Annotated in this window: 20 protein-coding genes and 1 tRNA gene; 12 read left to right on the top strand and 9 right to left on the bottom strand. The window is 65.0% G+C overall.

The features are described from left to right. Positions 1-18 precede the first annotated feature (18 nt). The 5 genes from QZ184_RS01620 to QZ184_RS01600 all read left to right on the top strand — a co-directional run bounded on the left by QZ184_RS01620 (position 19) and on the right by QZ184_RS01600 (position 4,153). Positions 19-255: a hypothetical protein gene (locus QZ184_RS01620; RefSeq protein WP_010317515.1), complete on the top strand. Its 237-nt coding sequence runs from the start codon at positions 19-21 to the stop codon at positions 253-255. A 90-nt stretch (positions 256-345) separates the two neighbouring features. After that, positions 346-1,095, top strand: coding sequence for an ATP-binding cassette domain-containing protein (locus tag QZ184_RS01615; protein WP_296416074.1), 750 nt, complete (start codon positions 346-348; stop codon positions 1,093-1,095). Continuing rightward, complete coding sequence (locus tag QZ184_RS01610) at positions 1,092-2,627, top strand: phosphonate ABC transporter (protein ID WP_296417831.1); 1,536 nt, start codon at positions 1,092-1,094, stop codon at positions 2,625-2,627. Before QZ184_RS01615 ends, QZ184_RS01610 begins: the two co-directional genes overlap by 4 nt. Positions 2,628-2,635: 8 nt before the next feature. Further along, positions 2,636-3,313 (top strand): GDSL-type esterase/lipase family protein, encoded by a 678-nt coding sequence (locus tag QZ184_RS01605; RefSeq protein ID WP_296417829.1) that lies wholly within the window; start codon positions 2,636-2,638, stop codon positions 3,311-3,313. A 78-nt stretch (positions 3,314-3,391) separates the two neighbouring features. Then, the gene (locus QZ184_RS01600; RefSeq protein WP_296417827.1) at positions 3,392-4,153 is read left to right on the top strand and encodes a sigma-70 family RNA polymerase sigma factor; all 762 of its coding nucleotides are present in this window, start codon (positions 3,392-3,394) and stop codon (positions 4,151-4,153) included. On the opposite strand, the gene QZ184_RS01595 is transcribed toward QZ184_RS01600, so the two are convergent. Then, entirely contained in the window at positions 4,150-4,914 is a 765-nt protein-coding gene (locus tag QZ184_RS01595; RefSeq protein ID WP_247479713.1) for a DUF92 domain-containing protein, read from the bottom strand. The two genes, QZ184_RS01600 and QZ184_RS01595, sit on opposite strands and share 4 nt — an antisense overlap. Before the next feature lie 126 nt (positions 4,915-5,040). On the opposite strand from QZ184_RS01595, the gene QZ184_RS01590 reads away from it, so the two are divergent. Continuing rightward, positions 5,041-5,424: a hypothetical protein gene (locus tag QZ184_RS01590; RefSeq protein WP_010317527.1), complete on the top strand. Its 384-nt coding sequence runs from the start codon at positions 5,041-5,043 to the stop codon at positions 5,422-5,424. 15 nt (positions 5,425-5,439) lie between these two features. Here the strand turns inward: QZ184_RS01590 and QZ184_RS01585 are convergent, their stop codons facing one another. Further along, positions 5,440-6,186 carry a 16S rRNA (uracil(1498)-N(3))-methyltransferase gene (locus QZ184_RS01585; protein WP_247478789.1) on the bottom strand — a complete coding sequence of 249 codons (747 nt, stop codon included), beginning with the start codon at positions 6,184-6,186 and terminating at the stop codon, positions 5,440-5,442. Between the two features lie 3 nt (positions 6,187-6,189). Next, the gene (locus QZ184_RS01580) at positions 6,190-6,648 is read right to left on the bottom strand and encodes a DUF3531 family protein (RefSeq protein WP_296417825.1); all 459 of its coding nucleotides are present in this window, start codon (positions 6,646-6,648) and stop codon (positions 6,190-6,192) included. Positions 6,649-6,717: 69 nt separating this feature from the next. Between QZ184_RS01580 and QZ184_RS01575 the strand changes: the two genes are divergently transcribed. The 3 genes from QZ184_RS01575 (at position 6,718) to QZ184_RS01565 (ending at position 8,555) form a co-directional block, all read left to right on the top strand. After that, on the top strand, positions 6,718-7,362 hold the full coding sequence (locus QZ184_RS01575; protein WP_043706045.1) for an ABC transporter ATP-binding protein: 645 nt from the start codon (positions 6,718-6,720) through the stop codon (positions 7,360-7,362). 37 nt (positions 7,363-7,399) lie between these two features. Next, positions 7,400-8,317 carry an Hsp33 family molecular chaperone HslO gene (gene hslO / locus QZ184_RS01570; protein WP_010317531.1) on the top strand — a complete coding sequence of 306 codons (918 nt, stop codon included), beginning with the start codon at positions 7,400-7,402 and terminating at the stop codon, positions 8,315-8,317. Between the two features lie 79 nt (positions 8,318-8,396). Next, a complete protein-coding gene (locus tag QZ184_RS01565; protein ID WP_296417823.1) occupies positions 8,397-8,555 on the top strand; it encodes a hypothetical protein in 159 nt (52 codons plus the stop codon). On the opposite strand, the gene QZ184_RS01560 is transcribed toward QZ184_RS01565, so the two are convergent. The 5 genes from QZ184_RS01560 to QZ184_RS01540 all read right to left on the bottom strand — a co-directional run bounded on the left by QZ184_RS01560 (position 8,552) and on the right by QZ184_RS01540 (position 14,077). Then, positions 8,552-9,238, bottom strand: coding sequence for a CPP1-like family protein (locus tag QZ184_RS01560; protein ID WP_296417821.1), 687 nt, complete (start codon positions 9,236-9,238; stop codon positions 8,552-8,554). The two genes, QZ184_RS01565 and QZ184_RS01560, sit on opposite strands and share 4 nt — an antisense overlap. A 37-nt stretch (positions 9,239-9,275) precedes the next feature. After that, positions 9,276-9,500 (bottom strand): hypothetical protein, encoded by a 225-nt coding sequence (locus QZ184_RS01555; protein ID WP_247478797.1) that lies wholly within the window; start codon positions 9,498-9,500, stop codon positions 9,276-9,278. A gap of 78 nt (positions 9,501-9,578) precedes the next feature. Then, positions 9,579-11,222: a peptide chain release factor 3 gene (locus tag QZ184_RS01550; protein ID WP_247478799.1), complete on the bottom strand. Its 1,644-nt coding sequence runs from the start codon at positions 11,220-11,222 to the stop codon at positions 9,579-9,581. A gap of 22 nt (positions 11,223-11,244) precedes the next feature. After that, positions 11,245-11,907, bottom strand: coding sequence for a class I SAM-dependent methyltransferase (locus QZ184_RS01545; RefSeq protein WP_296416532.1), 663 nt, complete (start codon positions 11,905-11,907; stop codon positions 11,245-11,247). Next, the gene (locus QZ184_RS01540) at positions 11,891-14,077 is read right to left on the bottom strand and encodes a mechanosensitive ion channel domain-containing protein (RefSeq protein ID WP_296417818.1); all 2,187 of its coding nucleotides are present in this window, start codon (positions 14,075-14,077) and stop codon (positions 11,891-11,893) included. The genes QZ184_RS01545 and QZ184_RS01540 overlap by 17 nt, the downstream gene beginning before the upstream one ends. A gap of 181 nt (positions 14,078-14,258) precedes the next feature. On the opposite strand from QZ184_RS01540, the gene nrdJ reads away from it, so the two are divergent. Both nrdJ and QZ184_RS01530 read left to right on the top strand, forming a co-directional pair. After that, positions 14,259-16,595 (top strand): ribonucleoside-triphosphate reductase, adenosylcobalamin-dependent, encoded by a 2,337-nt coding sequence (gene nrdJ, locus QZ184_RS01535; protein ID WP_296417864.1) that lies wholly within the window; start codon positions 14,259-14,261, stop codon positions 16,593-16,595. Positions 16,596-16,701: 106 nt separating this feature from the next. Beyond that, on the top strand, positions 16,702-16,899 hold the full coding sequence (locus QZ184_RS01530; RefSeq protein ID WP_010317545.1) for a hypothetical protein: 198 nt from the start codon (positions 16,702-16,704) through the stop codon (positions 16,897-16,899). 5 nt (positions 16,900-16,904) lie between these two features. Here QZ184_RS01530 and QZ184_RS01525 read toward each other — a convergent pair whose 3' ends face one another. Continuing rightward, positions 16,905-17,075 carry a hypothetical protein gene (locus tag QZ184_RS01525; RefSeq protein WP_010317547.1) on the bottom strand — a complete coding sequence of 57 codons (171 nt, stop codon included), beginning with the start codon at positions 17,073-17,075 and terminating at the stop codon, positions 16,905-16,907. A gap of 127 nt (positions 17,076-17,202) precedes the next feature. On the opposite strand from QZ184_RS01525, the gene QZ184_RS01520 reads away from it, so the two are divergent. Next, positions 17,203-17,286 (top strand) — tRNA-Ser (locus tag QZ184_RS01520).

The following is a 17,286-nucleotide window of genomic DNA, read 5'->3' as shown; positions in this document are numbered from 1 at the left end:
AGACCTGTCCTCTCCGCATTGTCCACGACCCTGCTGACGGACCTGCTGCTGCTGGTGGCTGGCCTGCTGCTCTGGCAGCGCAGCTGCAGCGACGGCGACGAGGTCTGGGTCCTGTTTCTGCGCTCTATTGCCGCCATTGACCTGGCGGTGATCCTGCTGAGCAATGGGGTTCTCTGGCTGGAGATCCCCCTGCTCGTTCTGGTCTTCGGCCTGCCCTCAGTGGCCAAACTGGAAAAGCGTGAGGGGCGGGGATGAACCCACGCGGCCCCGACGTCATCGAACTCACCCTGGTGGGGTTAATCCTGGCCTTGATGGTCTTCCGCTTCACCCAGAGCTAAGGCCCCGATGGATGCGCCCGTCCTGGAATTGCGGGGGGTGAGCGTCAAGGGACGCCAACAGCCCAGGCTGGATCAGGTTCAGCTCAGCCTTCACGCCGGTGAACGACTGGCGCTGCTCGGCCCCAGCGGGGCGGGCAAAAGCACCCTGCTGGGCGTCGCCAATGGCCTACTCCAGGCCGATCAAGGTCAAGTGCTCTGGGCCGGGGAGGCCCTGTCCAGGCGCCCCCGAATCAAACGGCGCCAACAGCGACAGATCGGAACGCTTTGGCAGGACCTGCGCCTGATTGAGGAGCTCAGCGTTCAACAGAACCTGAACTGCGGCCGACTCGCGCAGTGGGGCTGGCCGAAGGCCCTGCTGAACCTGGTCCTTCCCATAGAAACCGAGGCCTGCGCAGCCGCCCTGCGGCAACTCGATCTCGATCCCGCTCTGTTGGCGCAATCGGTGGGACAGCTCTCCGGCGGACAACGCCAACGGGTTGCCATCGCTCGGCTGCTGCGTCAGGACCCTCTGCTCTGGCTCGCCGATGAACCCCTCTCCAGCCTTGATCCCCGCTTGGCAGGGGAGTTGCTCCAGCTCCTGCTGGAGCAGACCGCGGCGCCACGGGCGCTGGTGATGAGCCTGCACAGGCCGGACCTGCTGGCGGGATTTAGCCGCGTGGTGGGTCTGCGGGAGGGACGCATCCTGTTTGATTGCGCGCCGGAGCAACTCGAGCCGCAGGCCCTGCAGCGTCTCTACGCCGGAAGCACGACCCCTTGAAGATCGCGCCGCCACTCCAGGTCCTGATCCCCGCTGGGGTGATCCTGCCCCTGGCCCTGGTGCTGCCAGGGCTCTGCCATGGCGGCGGCTGGGAATTGATTGGCGCCTTCGCCGAGGCAGCCCTGCACCCGTCGCTCGATCCAGTCGTGGTCGACTCCCTGCTCAGGGGACTGGGCGTCACGGTCGGTGTGGCGCTGTTGAGCTGGTCCCTGAGCCTGATGCTGGGACTGCTGCTGGGGCTGGCCAGCTCGCGGCTGGTCTGGAGCACCCTGAGTGGCACTGCGCTGCCTGCGGAGCTGCTGCGCCGACTCCTGGCGATCCCCCGCTCGATCCATGAGTTGATCTGGGGTCTACTGCTGCTGCAGGTGCTGGGGCTGCAGCCCGCCGTGGCGGTGCTGGCGATCGTGATTCCCTATGGCGCCCTGGTGGCCCGGGTGATCAGCGATCAACTCGATGCCTTGCCCGATCAGACCCTGAAGGCCCTCTTGAGTGCCGGCAGTGCTGGCCCGGCGGCCCTGCTGACGGCCATGGGACCGCCCCTCCTGCCTGGAGTGGTCAGCTACGGCGGCTACAGGCTCGAATGCGCCCTGCGCAGCGCCACGCTGCTGGGGGTGTTTGGTCTTGGGGGCCTGGGCAACGAACTGCTGCTCACCCTGCAGTCCTTGGAATTTCGCGAGCTCTGGAGTGGCCTCTGGCTGCTGCTAGCGGTGATGCTGAGCCTGGAGAGCCTGATCCGCGCCCTGCGGCAGCGCTGGGGACTGGCCAACCGCTTTGGTCAAGCCCAGCCCGGCGTGGGACGCCAAGGCCGGGAGATCCTGCTTCTGCTTGGGCTTCTGCTCCCCCTGATGCTGGCGATCAGCCACAGCCTGGGGATTGAGCCAGCGGCCCTACTGCATTGGCAACCGCTGCCGCCGCTGCATTCCCAGCACTGGCAGGAGGCCCTCGCCCTTCCCTGGGGGCGACTGATCGGCAACACCCTGCTGCTCACGGTCCTCTCGGCCTGCTTAGCCGTCGGCGGTGCTCCGCTGCTGCTCCTGCTGGTCGCGCCGTGGCGCCTGGCTCAGCCGCTGCTCAGGCTGCTCTGGGCCCTGGGGCGACTCTGGCCACCGCCGCTCACGGCACTGTTGCTGCTGTTTGTCTTCAAACCGGGGATCTGGACTGCAGCCCTGGCCTTGGGGTTTCACAACCTCGGGATCTTGGGTCGCCTGTTGCTAGAGGGCGCAGAGTCCTGCAGCGGCGCAGCCGAGGACGCCTTACACGGCCAAGGTGTCGGGGCACGGGTGGCTCTGCTCTACGGGCGTTTCAGTGCATTGGCGCGCTCCTATCTGGCCTATGGCGCCTACCGCAGCGATGTGATCCTGCGGGAGACCGTGGTGGTCGGTCTGATGGCGGGGACCGGGCTTGGAACCCAGTTGCAGGAAAGCCTCAGCTCATTTGCCTGGGATCAGATCGCCCTGTTGCTTGTGGCCTATGCGGCCCTCACCCTGGTGGGTGAAGATCTGAGCGACCGCGCCCGGCGGCGCCTGCTGTAAGCGACTCCATGCTGTTGGCCGTTCCCCGCAAATTGATCGTGCTTGGGGACAGCGGCGTCTACGGCTGGGGGGACCCCGAAGAGGGTGGCTGGTGCGAGCGCCTCAGGCGGCACTGGATGGGGCTGCCCGGCGGACCGGTGCTCTATCCCCTCGGCGTTCGCGGCGATGGTCTCGAGCGGGTGGCGGCGCGCTGGGCCAGCGAGTTCGCTTGCCGCGGGGAACTCAGGCGTCAGCAGCCCCAGGGGATCCTGCTCTCCGTCGGCCTCAACGACACCGCGCGAATCGGTCGCCGCGACGGGCGCCACCAACTCGATCCGGAGGCCTTTCTCTTCGGCCTCCAACAACTTCTCAACCAGCTCAAAGCGGCCGCACCGGTCCTGGTGCTGGGACTGACGCCCGTGGACGAGCACGTGATGCCCTTCGCGGATCTGCTCTGGTACAGCAATGAGCACGTCCGCCAGTACGAAGTGCTGCTGAAGGAGGCCTGCATGGAGGCCGATCTGCCCTTCCTGCCGCTACTGGACTCCCTGCTGGCGGATCCGAGCTGGCTGCAGTGGCTCTGCCCCGATGGGATTCACTTCAACAGCGAGGGACATCGTCAGATCTACGAGCGGGTACGTCACTGGAGTCCGCTCTTGAGCTGGGCGGACCTTCAGCCCACCAGCGCCGGGACCCCCCTCTACTGAGGGGAATCAGACCCCCGAGGGGGTGAGCCAACGAGCGGTTCAAGCGGTTGAGGCTGAGGGCAGAGCAAGGCATCCGCTATGGCAGTCCAGGACCAACAGCAATGGCTCTTGAGCCGTTATCTCAAGGACCCCAACCACGCGCACCGCAACGCCGTCGTCGCCGCCAACCTGCCCCTGGTCTGGAAGGTGGCCCGGCGGGAAAGCGAGCGCAGCGGCCACAGCTTTGAAGACCTGGCCCAAGAGGGAGTCCACGGTCTGATCAAGGCGGTCGAGCGCTTTGATCCAAGCCTGGGCAACACCCTGAGTACGGCCGCCGTTCCCTGGATTCGCGGCGCCATGCGTCACTACCTCAGGGACCGCTGCCGCGTCTTCAGCGGCGCCCGCAGCGTGATCGAGCTGCTGCAGCGGGGAGCAGCACTGCAGCGCCGGCGCGAGCAGCAGGGACTCAGCCCGATGAACGACAGCGCCCTGGCCCGGGCCCTCGGCTGCTCCCAGCAGCGCTGGCAGGAAGCCCAGGCCCTGCAAACCTGCCTGCGGGTGGCCAGCCTGGATCAACCCGGTGGCGGGTCAGATCCCGAGACCCCCCTGGTGGAGCAACTCAGCGATCAACAGGCACCAGGTCAGTACGGCTGGCTCGAGCGCTGCGAACTGCGCCGTCAGCTCTGGAGGGGACTGAAAACCCTGCAGGCCAGTCAACGGCGACTGGTGCTAGCCCGGGTACTGCAGCAGCGGACCTGGCAGGACCTGGGCGCCATGGCAGGGATTAGTGCCCGTGCCGCCCAGCGGCGCTACCAGCAGGCCTGCGGCATCGTCCGTCAGCAACTGGTGGGCGCGAGCTAGGCCAGGGCGAAGCGCAGCGCCAGCCCCATGGCCAGCAGGGCCGCAATCAGGGTCTGCAGGGCATTGACCAGCTCATTGCTCAGCCAGGGGAAGCGGTCCTGGACCGTGGCGCCGATCAGGCTCTCCATCAAGGTCGCCGCCAGCCCCACCAGGGCCACCAACAACCAGGTCGGCCCGCCCTGAATCAACCCCAACTGGAGCATCACCAGGGCCATCAAGGCGCTGCCCGCCGCACTGGCGGCGGTGCCCTCCAGGCTGATGGCTCCCTCGGTGCCGGGGGGAACGGGCTGGAAGTTCGTGATCGAAACGGTGTGGCGTCCCCAACGCTTGCCGATCTCACTGCCGCAGGTGTCGCCCAACTTGGCGGCAAAGCTCGCGGCAAAGCCGATCTTGAGCAGGATCACCGGCGCCATCGGCCAGACGCTGAGCACCGCCAACGCGGCCCCAGTCGCCGCCGATCCCCAGACGTTCTCAGGCCCGCGCCGGCCGCCTCGCCCCTCGGCCAAGCCCTGCTCCTGCTTACGCCGGTAGCCCAGACGGGTCACCAGCGAGCCGAGGGCTAGGTAAAGCGCCACGGCCAACCAACCGGGCCAGTCCAGGCTGCCGAGGAGCAGGGTGCCGAGGATCCCCGCGTGGACCCAGCCGGAGCGCGTCAACAGGGGAAGCCGCTGGGCGGCGGCAATCAGCACACCATTAATCACCAGGGCGGCCAGCCAGTGCTGCAAGCGCTCTGGGCTGAGCAAGATCTGCAGATCGAGCATCCCTGGAATCAGCGACTGGCTCCAGAAGAACACAGCAGCTGGAACTTCTGTTGCACTGCCCTACGGCCGCTGTTCAGAAGCACCGGCAGCAGCGGATAATCCTGCAAACGGTCTATTACCGGCGCCATGGTGTTCAACCGCAAAGGCAGCTTCTTCCTCAACCTCGATGAGAAGGCAGCTGAACAGTCGGTGACTGTGGCCCCCATTGCCGAGAAGCCTGCCAAGGCCAAGGCTCCTGTCGAGGCCAAGGCTGCCGTTGCACTCAAGGCAAGCGCCGCCGCTGCACCTGCTGAAACCGCACCTGCAGCGACCGGTTCGGTGCAAACCACCGCTGAAGCGATCGCCGCTGAATTAGCCGCGGAGCAAGCCGCTCTTCCCGCCAAGACCGACGCCACCTTCGCCCCCGAGTGTGTGACCGCCGGCGGCGCCCTGCCGATGCGTCGCCGCCGCGGTGGCGCCAACCTCGCCGGCTTCCGCAGCATGGCCAGCGGCATGTTTGGCAAGAAGTAAGGCTGAGGCCCTGAGCTAGCTGCCGCAGCGCGCAACGCGGGCACTACTCAGGCTGCTCAAGCCACTCACGCAGGCCGTCGAGCTGCGCAGGATGCGAGGGCCCAGATCAACGGGCTTCCATCCGGCCGCCTCGGCGGCCTGTTCTTCGCTGGGGGACCAGCCCCCCTCAGGGCCGCAGGCCAGCCAAAGGCTGGAGAGACGCTCCAAGGGCTGATCGGCGAGCACAGAAGCCAACAGCGGCAGCTCTTGCTGACGGGTGGTCGCCCAAAACCCTGGAACCGCTGAATCCCTCAGGCCCAGGAGCTGATGGACGTCCATCGGCTCCTCAATCCGCGGCGACCAGAGCCGTTCACATTGCTCAGCCGCTTCAGCGGCAATGCTGCGCCAGCGCTCCAGCCGCAGGCTGCCCTGGACGACCGTTCGCTCACAGAGAAGCGGGATGAAGCGATCCACCCCCAGCTCGACGGCCATACGCAGCACCACCTCAAAGTCGCGCTTGACCACCGCAGCGGCCAAGACCAGCTGGGGAGCCGGTGCAGGCTGCTGCTCCAAGGGCGCCTCCAGGCTCTGCTCCAGCTCGGCGCAGGCGGACTGCCGAAGCACGGCCGTCCAGAGCGCGCCCTGACCGTTGACCACGGCGAAGCGATCACCGGCACTGAACCGCAGCACGCGGGTGAGATAGCGCTCCTCCTCACGGGTCAACGCGATCTGCGAAGCCAGGCGCTCCGGTGCAATCAACAGCCGACGCAGCTCCCGGGCCATGGACTACGCGTCCGGGGCTCCGACGGGGAACAGGCTTTCGGGATGGTCCTCCACGGGCCAATCCTCATTGGCCCCACCGACAAGCAGCTCCTCGATCTGCACCACATCGGAATCGATCTGGCGCAGGGTGTTGATCAGGACATCGAGGGCAAAGCCGTCACTGGTGCCCAGATCCACCCAGCAACGAGCCCAGGAGCCCTGGTACTCGATTTCACCCATGTTGTGCATCAGTGCAGGCATGGCCCGCTCCGCCGTCTCGGCGTCGTAGCCCATCCAGCTGACCTCAGCGCCCTCCTCGTGGACCTGCAGGTTCTCGGCGTTGAACCCACCCAACTTGCCCAAGAAGAACCAACTGTCCAAGGTGGTCTCGATATAGCCCCGCTCCCCCTGGCCCGGGGGATTGCTGAAGCGCAACCACAGCCAGCAATTGAAGGGGTCAAATTCTCGAAAACGAATCTCCATTGCAGCGCGATGCAGCAGGGCTTGCTCCCATCAAACATGCTGGGGGCACCTGACGGCCATCGGCCAGCGATGCTTGAGCTCGACGCGCTCCGCTACCACGCCGCAACGGCTCCGGAGCCTGTCCTGCGGGGGGCCAGCATGGGCCTGGAGCCCGGGCGGATTGCGCTGGTGGCCGGCCGCAGTGGCTCCGGCAAGTCCACCCTGCTGGAGTTGATCTGCGGACTGGCCGATCCAAGCCACGGGGAGATCCGCTGGCACGGCAAAGCCCTCAATGCCCGCCAGCGCCGTTGGCTCTGCGGCCTGGTCTTTCAGTTCCCCGAACGCCATTTCCTCGGACTCACCGTCGGCCAAGAACTGCGACTGGGGCAACGGCGCCTGCCAAGCGAGAAGGCGGAGGCGGTGCTGCAGCAGGTCGGCCTTAGCGGCCTGTCCTTCCAACAGGCCCCGGAGGAACTCAGCGGCGGACAGCAGCGGCGCCTGGCCATGGCGGTCCAGCTGCTGCGGGACCCCAAGGTGCTGTTGATGGATGAACCCACCGCCGGACTGGATTGGTCCGTGCGCTCGGAAATCATTGAGCTGATCGATCAGCTCAGCCGCGAGCGCATCGTGCTGATCGTCACCCATGAGCCTGAACTGTTCGAGCCCCTGACGGAACCAGGACAGCGCTGGAACCTGATCGATGGGCAACTCCAGCCCGCGCTCATCCCCTGCTGAGGCCGCTGAATACAGTGCCTCGAGCAAGGGGCAGGGCATGTCGGATCGGTTGGTGCGCGCAACGGCTGCAGGCGGAGGGATCCGCCTGGTGGCTGTCAGCACCAGCACCACGGTTCGCTACGCCCGCCGCCGCCACAACCTCTCGTTTTTGACGACCGCCCTGCTGGGACGCGCAATGACCGCCGGCCTGCTGCTGGCCAGCTCCATGAAGGTCGCCCACGGGCGAGTCAACCTGCGGATCTCCTCCGATGGCCCGCTCAAGGGACTGATGGTGGATGCCGGCCGCGATGGAACCGTGCGCGGCTACGTCGGGACCCCCGAGCTCGAACTCGACCTGCTGGACAGCGCCGATGGCGCCCACAGCTTCGACTTCAGACAGGCCACCGGCACCGGGTACCTCCACGTGGTTCGGGACCTGGGCGAGGGGGAGCCGTTCAGCTCAACGGTCGAGCTGGTCAGCGGCGGCATCGGCGATGACGTGGCCTCCTACCTGCTGCACTCCGAGCAGACCCCCTCGGCGGTCTTCGTGGGCGAGCGCATCGACAGCAGCGGCTTAAGGCATGCCGGCGGGGTGTTGGTGCAAGTGCTGCCCAAGGCCGCGCGGGAGCCAGCCCTGGTGGCGCTCTTGGAGGAGCGTTGCCGCGAGATTGAGCACTTCAGCGACCGCCTGGCCGCCTGCGAAGGCAACCTTGAGGCCCTGCTCCAGGACATCTTTCCGGACCTTGATCCCCAGCTGCTGGAGGACGCCGAAGCCAGCCAGGACATCACCTTCCACTGCCCCTGCAGCCGCAAGCGCAGCGTCAACGCCCTCAAACTGCTGGGGCGCGATGAGCTCTCCCAGATGCTCAGCGAAGACGGCAAGGCCGAACTCACCTGCCATTTCTGCAATGAGGTCTATGACATCAAGGCCGCCGAGCTGCAGGAGCTGATCGACGAGCTTTCGCCTGCGGCCTAACGGCTGAAAAAGTGTCCTGGGGTGATCACCACCGGGCCCCAGCTGGAGCTGTAACGGGGAAGCACTGCAGGCCCTGGTGATGACCTGGTTTCCCCACTGCCTGAACTGCAGTCACTTTGCGCTGAACAGCTCAAACCAGAGCGGCTGTTGCCGCTTCTGGGCCATCAAGATCCCCTGGGGAGCGGCCCGAACCCTGCGCTGCCACAGCTGGAACCAGGCCGGCAGCAAGCAGCTCTAGGCGATCAGCAGGGCGCCCAGCAGCAGCAGCAGCAGGGCCGGCAGGCTCTGGACCTGATGGGCATCGAGCGGAAGGCCCAGGGGCAAGCTCGGATCCAGCAGTTGAAGCAGTAAGGCACCGATGCCAAGACCCAGGCTCAGCAGCAGGATGCTGAAGCCGACGGCCTGGAGCAGGCGCCGACTGCGTCGCTGCAGCAGCACAACGCTGAACAACGTGGAAAGGGCCAGCACCAGCTCGGCCGAGGAGGCCGGCGCGAGCAGCAGCAACAGGGTCAGCAGGGCGAAGCCACCAACGGGCAGCCAACGCTGCTGACCCTCGGCCAACTCCAGCGCAGGCAGCGAAGGCTTCGGCAGGGACGGCTTGGGCAGTGCCGCGAGTTTCGGCAGAGATGGCAGAGAGGGCCGTGCGGCTGAAGCCGCTGGAGGTGCCTTGGCCTCCCGGGCCGAAGCATTAAGAGCTGCGGAGCTGACCTTGCCCTGCTGCCGCTCCTTCAGGCGATCCATCAGTACGGCGTCGTAGGCCGCCTCGATCTGGGCGCGGGCCTGGGGGTTCTCACCCACCTCATCGAGCCTGGCCTGCTTGGCGGCCTGCACCGCCTCAAAGCCCGCACCGGTCTCGATGCCCAGGCGCTCGTAGGGACTGGGCTGGGAACCGGTCGAGGAGGAATCAGGACCCTGGTTCATGCCACCGCGCGCCGCAGGATTGCATTCCTGAGCGTAGTCAGAACAGGGGCTCGCTGGACTGGAACCCTTGCTGGCGCAGCAGCAGGATGCGCTGGCGGGCAGCCTCATCGAGCTCAAGCCAACAGCGACGTTTCAACAGGGGCATCTGCGGCGGCAGGTGACTCCCTTCTCTCATCTCAATGCCCATGCCGCCACGGACAAAATTGACGTAATCGTTGCCCCCATCGGTCCTGGGGCGAACCAGCCAAAGAGAACCAGGCATCAGCCAATCAGCCTGTGATATTTCGTTGCAGCTGATTCTGGCGCTCCCAGACAAGCAACCGCGAGCCCTGCAGAGGGGCTACAGCGCAATGGGCTCCACACCGCTCACCACGGGCGCGACGGCGCTGAGCTCCAGGTCCGGGTGATCCTCCGCCAATTGATTGAGGTTCCAGTCGTTCTTGAACAGCAGCACCGGACGATCCCAGGCATCGCGGACGGTTTTGCAGTTGAAGATCCGCCCGACCTTCTCCAGCTCGGCCCAGCCGCCCACGACCCAGCGGGCCACCGAGAAACCCAGGGGCTCGAGGCGGGTCTGCACGCCGTACTCGTTCTCCAGGCGGTACTGCACCACCTCCAGCTGGAGTTGACCCACCGCCGCCAGGATCGGATCACGCTTGCTCTGGTCCGTGTCGTAGAGGATCTGCACGGCACCCTCCTCCCGCAGCTCGTTGACCCCCTTGCGGAAGCTCTTGAAGGCCGAGGGGTTGGGGTTGCGCAGCCAGGCAAAGATCTCCGGGCTGAAGCAGGGAATCCCCTCGTATTCGACCTTGGAGCCGAGGTACAGGGTGTCGCCAATGGCGAACATCCCCGGGTTGTTCAGACCAATGACGTCACCGGGGTAGGCGTCCTCCACCACAGCCCGGTCCTGTCCAAACAGTTTTTGGGGACGGGACAAACGGATGGCCTTGCCGGTGCGGGCGTGCTGCACCGTCATGTCCTTCTCAAACTTGCCGCTGCAGACCCGCACAAAAGCGACCCGGTCGCGGTGGCGGGGGTCCATGTTGGCCTGCAATTTGAAGACGAAACCGCTGAACCCGGGGCGCACCGGTTCAATCTCACCGGCGCTGCTGGAGCGGGGGGTGGGTTTCTGGGCCAGCTCCAGGAAGGCATCCAGGAAGGGACGCACCCCGAAGTTGGTCATGGCCGAGCCAAAGAAGACAGGGCTGAGCTCGCCGGCATGGACCAACTCCAAATCCAGTTCGTTGCCAGCGGCCTCCAGCAGCTCCAGTTCCTCCAGGGCCGCATCGAGCAGCTCGTCTTCCACCGCGCCAGTGCCGCGGGCCTCATCGACGCTGAGGACCTTTTCTTCTGAGGCCCGGCCCCGCTCGGCCCGCTGAAACAGGATCACCTCCTTGCTGCGGCGATCGATCACGCCCCGGAAGCGGTCGCCACTGCCAATCGGCCAATTCACTGGCCAACAGGCCAGGCCGAGATCCTGCTCGATCTCATCCAGCAGCTCCAGGGGCTCACGGCCCGGGCGATCCATCTTGTTGATGAAGGTGAAGATCGGGATGCGACGCATCCGGCAGACCTCAAACAACTTGCGGGTCTGGGGCTCGAGGCCCTTGGCCGCGTCCTCCAACATCACCGCGTTGTCCGCAGCGGCCAGGGTCCGGTAGGTGTCCTCCGAGAAGTCCTGGTGGCCGGGGGTATCCAGCAGGTTGATCGTGCTGCCGCTGTAGTCGAACTGCAGCACGGTTGAGGTGATCGAGATTCCCCGCTGTTTCTCCAGCTCCATCCAGTCGGAGGTGACCTTGCGCTGCTCCCCCTTGGCCTTCACGGCACCGGCCTGTTGAATCGCACCCCCGTAAAGGAGCAACTTCTCGGTCAGGGTGGTCTTACCCGCGTCGGGGTGGGAAATAATCGCGAAGTTGCGGCGGCGAGAGACGGCCTCCGCCAGGGCCTCGAGCTCGGGGGTGGTGCTCACGCTGCTGCTGGTCATGGCGCCAGCCTGACAGGTGAGCTCACGGCAGTTGCCCCCAGATCTCGAGGTAACGGTCGTCCACCTCCGCCACCTGCAGCTGGTCCAGGCCGCAGCGGTGCAGTTGCTGCTCCACCTCAGCGGCGGTGAAGGCCGCATGCAGGGACGCCAGGTAGTCGTGCTGCAGCACCGCCGGGGCATCGGCGAGGTAGCGCTGACGCAACTGCTCTGCGGCCTCCGGACTGGGGGGGCGCCGCAGATCCTTGACATAGACCCGTGCACCCGGGGCAGCGGCCTGGGCAATGGCCTGCCAGAGCACCAGCGGGTCGTGCAGATGATGGAGCAGGCTGTTGCTCACCAAGCCACTGCAGCCCTTGGGCAGGGCCAGCGAAGGCAGACAGAGACAAACAAACGAGAGCCGCTTGGCGAGAGCCGGCTCCTTCTCCAGACTCTGCTGCGCGAGCTGGAGCATCGCCGGAGCCCCATCCAGACCGATCACCTCCGCCGCGGAATCCGCTCGGGCCAGGCGGAAGCTGATGTTGCCCGGACCGCAACCCAGATCCAGAACGCGCGGGCCCAGACCGCTTGGGAACAACGCCTGGATCCGCTCGATCAGGGCCTGATCCCCAGCACTGAAATCCGCAGCGGCGTAGGCGGATGCCTGCTCGGGGGCATCCATCAATTCCGGTTCAGGGGTGCGCTGCATCGGAAGGGTTGAGCATCAGGGTTTGGGTCGGGAAGGGGATCTCAATCCCCTCGGCCGCCAGGGTTTCGATAATCCTGCGGTTCAGCTCATGAAGGCTGTCCTCGAAAGCATCGTGCTCGCTGTGGAGGGAGCTGAACTCCAGAACGTGGTCGTAGCTGAAGGCGGCAATGCGCTCCAGCCGGCAGGCCAGGAAGCGCAGTTCAGAATCCACCTCGACAGCCTTCTGCATTAACGCCGGAACCCGTTGGAGTTGCTCAGGCGTCGTGCCATAGGCAATCCCCAGGGCAATCTCCGACAACTGAGCCCGCTCGATCAGTTCCTCCAGCTGGAGAAGCAGGTGATCCCGCAGGCGCAGGTAGGCGGGCCAGCCATGCAGCTCGACCATGGCCACCACCACCAGGGACTGGGCCGCACCATCTGCACTGCGCTCCAGGGTGACCAAGGGGTGATGCAGGTCCTGGCGCGCCTCAAGGGAGCGACGGGTTTGATGCAAGACCTCCTCGAGTTGATAAGGAGAGAAAGCCCCATCGAGATCCAACCGCAGCTCCAGCGATTGCATTGGCCGTCGGTCCGGCCGATGGCTCCTCCTGGAGTAATTGACGATGGTCGCCTCATCGGCGATGGAGTTCGGAATCGTGACCCGGCTCTCGAGGGTTTGCAGCTCAAGCGAGCGCAAACCGATCTTGGTGATGTAGCCAAGGCTGTCGCCAACCCGGCAGAACTCACCGACCCGCAGGGGCCGGTCGGTCTGAATCGAAAGACCAGCAAACAGGTTGCCCAGCAACTTGGAAGCGCCCAAACCAATCGCCAGACCGGGAACGGCCGAAAAGGCCAACACCGTGCTGGCCGGCAAGCCCAGCAGGATCAACAGTCGATAGAAGATGGCTACCGCGATTAAGCCACCCAGTGCCCGGCAGAGGGGCATCAAGAAACTGGAGACCCGCTGCAGCCGCCACTCCGAGCCAGAGCCGCGCACCCGGGTCAAGAATTCCGAGCCGGTTCGTCCGAGCGCCTCAAAGAACAAAAAGACCACCAATCCCGCGGTGACAAACCAGATCACGTAGAAGGCATAGGTGACAACAACGAGCGGCAATCCCGTGAAGTTGACCTTATCGTCAATGAGATATTCAGCCAGGCGTGTCAACGGCAGCACCGGCAGAATGAAGAAGAATCGGCGCCAAGCAATTCCGTCCTGAACCCTCGGCCCTGGCTTTGCGGGGAGGGAATCAACCAGGGGACGATCGCGATAGCTATCGACCAGAAGGCGTATCAACCAGCCTGCGGCCAGGAGATAAATGCTGATGACAGCAATGGCACAAACGACCTGAAAGAGCGTTTGGTCAAGAACAGGGATTTCAAAAACGGAGCGCCAAGATCTGGGGAAACGGAGATACCAATCCGGTGGCACCAAGTAACCGGGAGTCAGAATAAAGTCGTGATAAAAATGAGGTGTCGCAAACGGCTGCTGAATCGGGGGATAGTCCCTGATCTCCTCGTACATCGCGTGGATTTGTCTCACCGTGTCGGCGGAAAAGACGTAGAGGTTGTTCTCAGGATCGCCAACAAGATCTGAGGTCAACGTGATCGCCGTACCTGGGATGCGCCAGGCATCCACCGGCTTGGTCCGCTGATCGTTCAGCGCCTTCATCCCTGCGGAGTCCGGAATGGAGATGGGTTCAACGCTGTGGGTGAAGACGTAATCCAGAACATGCTTCAGCTGGATGGCGGCCTCATCCGCCATGCCACCCCGCACGCTTTGGGGGAAGACGGAGGCATCCAGGGCCCTCACCGCCAGATCAAACAGCAGGTTGGTGTCATCGATCTGCTCCTGCCGGTCCTCCCCATCGCGGCGTGCCTCCACCAGAGCGCTGTAGCGACCAAGGCGGTCGGCGCGGTCCCCCACCTCGGCCATGACCGCATAGAAATTGAGCAGGGTCGCTCTCGGACTGCTGCCCACGACCTGACCCAGCACCACATCAGACCAGGAGCCGGCATCTCGGAGCAGCTCCCCATAAAAGGGTTGCTGCTCAATCGGAATCAGCCGGGCGTTGGGCTCAAACAGCAGCGCCCGGGTCCTACCGGTGACGGCCTGGGCCGGCAACCAGGACTGGAGCACCACAAGCACCCCGATCACCAGGGTCATCCACCAGGGGGAGCGGCGGCAGCGCATCAGGCCAATGGGGACTGGAATCTGCAATCTGGCGAAAATTCCAGATTTGCCACATCCCTGTCCCACAAAGGCCACAGAACGGCACAGAGGGGGATGCACCGCCACTGGTGGCAACGGCTGCTTGCAGACCCCACCAGTGGCGTTAGGGTGCCGGCACGCTTAGAGATCGACGCCCGTGACCGTGTCAGTTCCTGGAGCCAGTGCGGCAAGCAGCACCAGCGCCCTGAACAGCCCCAGACCTGACTTTCCGGCCACTGCGCCGGCGGCCAACCCCGTCTTCTACCGGACCTACAGCCGCAAAACACCGAGCGGCCGCGAGAGCTGGAACGAAGTAGCCGAGCGCAACCTCTCTGGCCTGCGCAAACTCGGCAACCTCAATGATCAGGAAGTCGCCCTGCTGCGCCGGATGCAGCAGGAGCAAAAAGCTCTGCCTTCCGGACGCTGGCTGTGGATCGGCGGTACTCCCTGGATTGAACAGGAGAACAACTTCTCCGGTTCCTACAACTGCACCTCCACCAACCTGGTGGATTGGGAAGCCTTCGGTCTGATGATGGACCTGGCGATGATGGGCTGCGGCACCGGCGCCATCATTGAGCCCCACCTGATTGATCGCCTCCCCGCCGTCCGCAACACCATCAAGGTGACGGGCGTCAGCGACATCGGTGTCACACCGGCCGGCCAGCGCCAAGACAACACGACCCACCAGATCAACGGTCAGACCGTTCAGGTCAAGGTTGGCGACACCCGACGCGGTTGGGTCGACAGCTATCAGCTCCTGCTCGAGCTCTGCAGCGACGAGCGCTTCGATGCCAACACCCCGATCGAAGTCAGCGTTGACCTCTCCGACGTGCGGCCCGTCGGCGAAACCCTGAAGGGCTTCGGCGGCATGGCCAACCCGGTCAAGCTCAAGGACCTCTACGGCCGCGTTGCCCAAATCCTGAACAAGGCCCAGGGCCGTCGACTCACCTCGGTCGAGTGCTGCCTGCTGATTGACGAGGCCGCGGTCACCATCGTCGCGGGCAACATCCGCCGCAGCGCCGGCATGCGCCAGTTCAGCGCTGATGACAGCGCCGCCTCAAACGCCAAGGACAACCTCTGGCAGCAGGACAGCGATGGCAACTGGCGCATCGACCCCGAGCGCGATGCCCTGCGCATGGCGAACCACACCCGGGTCTTCCACACCCGGCCGGACCGCCAGACCGTTCTTGAGGCGGTGACCAAGCAGTTCCACTCCGGCGAAGGTGCGATTCAGTTCGCCCCTGAGGCCATCGCCCGCTCCAACGCCGACCTGCTCTCCACCCCTGAGCTGCGCAAGGAGTTCATCGACGTCTACTGCGATCAAGGCCGGGAAGAGGCCGCCCGCTGGCTGACCACCAACCACCCCGAGATCAGCGCCGAAGAGCTCGAGCATCGCCTGGGGCGCTACGGCCTGAACCCCTGCGGCGAGATCCTGGGCGCCGACTTCCACTGCAACCTCGCTGAGATTCACCTCAACCGGATCGACCCCGACGATCTGGTGGCCCAGGAAGAAGCCTTCACCGCCGGCGGCCTGGCCGTGGCCTGCCTGCTCAACCACCGCTTTGAGGTGGAGCGCTACCGCCAAAGCCGCGCCTGGGATCCGATCGTTGGCGTGAGCTTCACCGGCCTGTTCGACTTCTTCGTGCATGCCTTCGGCACCCCCTGGCTGACCTGGTGGGAAGCCGGTCGCCCGGACAGCGAGGAAGGCCGGGCCTTCAAGGCCAAGGAAGCGGAGTACCTCAGCCGTTGGAAAGAGATCGTCAACAAGGCCGTTTGGGACTACTGCGATCGCCACGGCCTGCGCCGTCCCAACCGCTGCACCACGGTCCAGCCCGCCGGCACCAAGAGCCTGCTCACCGGTGCCTCCCCCGGCTGGCACCCCCCCAAGGCCCAGCGCTTCATCCGCCGGATCACCTTCCGCAAGAACGACCCGGTCGCCCTGGCCTGCATGGACTACGGCTACTCGATCGTTCCGTCCCAGTCCGACAAGGACGAAGAGGGTCGCCTGCTCGATGACGCCTTCGATCCCCGCTGCACCGAATGGCTGGTGGAAATCCCCACCGAGGTGAGCTGGGCCAACATCCCCGGCGCCGATGCCGTCGAGATCAACAACTTCTCGGCCATGGCCCAGTTCGACTTCTACATGCAGGTGCAGCAGCACTACACCGCCCACAACACCTCAGCGACGGTGGAGTTCCGCGAGAACGAGATCGAACCGCTGACCGATGCGATCCACGGCGCGATCGACAACGGCCAGGGCTACATCTCAGCCGCGCTGCTGGCCCGCTTCGACGCCAACGCCACCTTCCCGCGTCTGCCCTTTGAGCCGATCAACCAGGACACCTACGAAGAACTCCAGGCCGCCGTGGTCAGCCGCCGCAGCACCAACGACTTCTTCGAAGCCCTGCAGCGCTACGACGGTGGCGAACTGATGGAGGCCGGTCCCGCGGGCTGCGACTCCGATAAGTGCCTGCTGCCGCTGGCCAAACCTGAGAACTAGGCGCTCACCAGCGCCTAGAGCCGCCTCCTGCTGGGGGGCGGCTTTTTTGTGGCAGCCACAGCAAGCCACTGCGCTACTTAACATTCGTTCACACAGTTTGATCCGCGTGACAGCCCCCACTTCTCTGTCCCTGGAATCCAACTTCGAACTCGAGCGGATCAAGCGCTCGATCGATGCGATGGACGACCTCGAGCTGCTCAAGCACCTCGCCAAGCAGATGGCCGAGATGATGCACGCCCAAAAACACGTCACCAAACAATTGCTGAACCCCAGGCAGCGCCAAAGCTTCGGCTTCGAGGCCTGAGCCCCTCAGCCAGGAGTCGCAGCCGACAGCAGGTCCAGGGCGACGGCGACCTGCTCAAGCAACTCGCAGCAACGCTCGTACTGGTGATCCGGGCTGAGACTGACCGGCAGGGTCTCAATCATGTCGGCCAGCTCACGGGTGCGCACGGCCAGCAGGTTGGTGGACAGAACGGCCATGGATCAGACGACCTCTCGGTCGCCGCGCTCTAAACCAACCATGCCAATCCGTCTCAGCCATCTCAGCCCTGAGACCAGCGAGTTGAGCGGGGCCATGGAACAATGAGGAGGACCCAAGGTCGTCCCTGGAGGGGTGGTCGAGTGGTTGATGGCTCTGGTCTTGAAAACCAGCGAAGTGAAAGCTTCCGTGGGTTCGAATCCCACCCCCTCC

The sequence above is a fragment of the Vulcanococcus sp. DEBay_Sum22DG08_74 genome, from assembly GCF_017852955.1.
Lineage (GTDB): Bacteria > Cyanobacteriota > Cyanobacteriia > PCC-6307 > Cyanobiaceae > Vulcanococcus.
The sequence above is the reverse complement of the archived record's forward strand: the minus strand, read 5'-3'. Positions and strand labels throughout refer to the sequence as shown.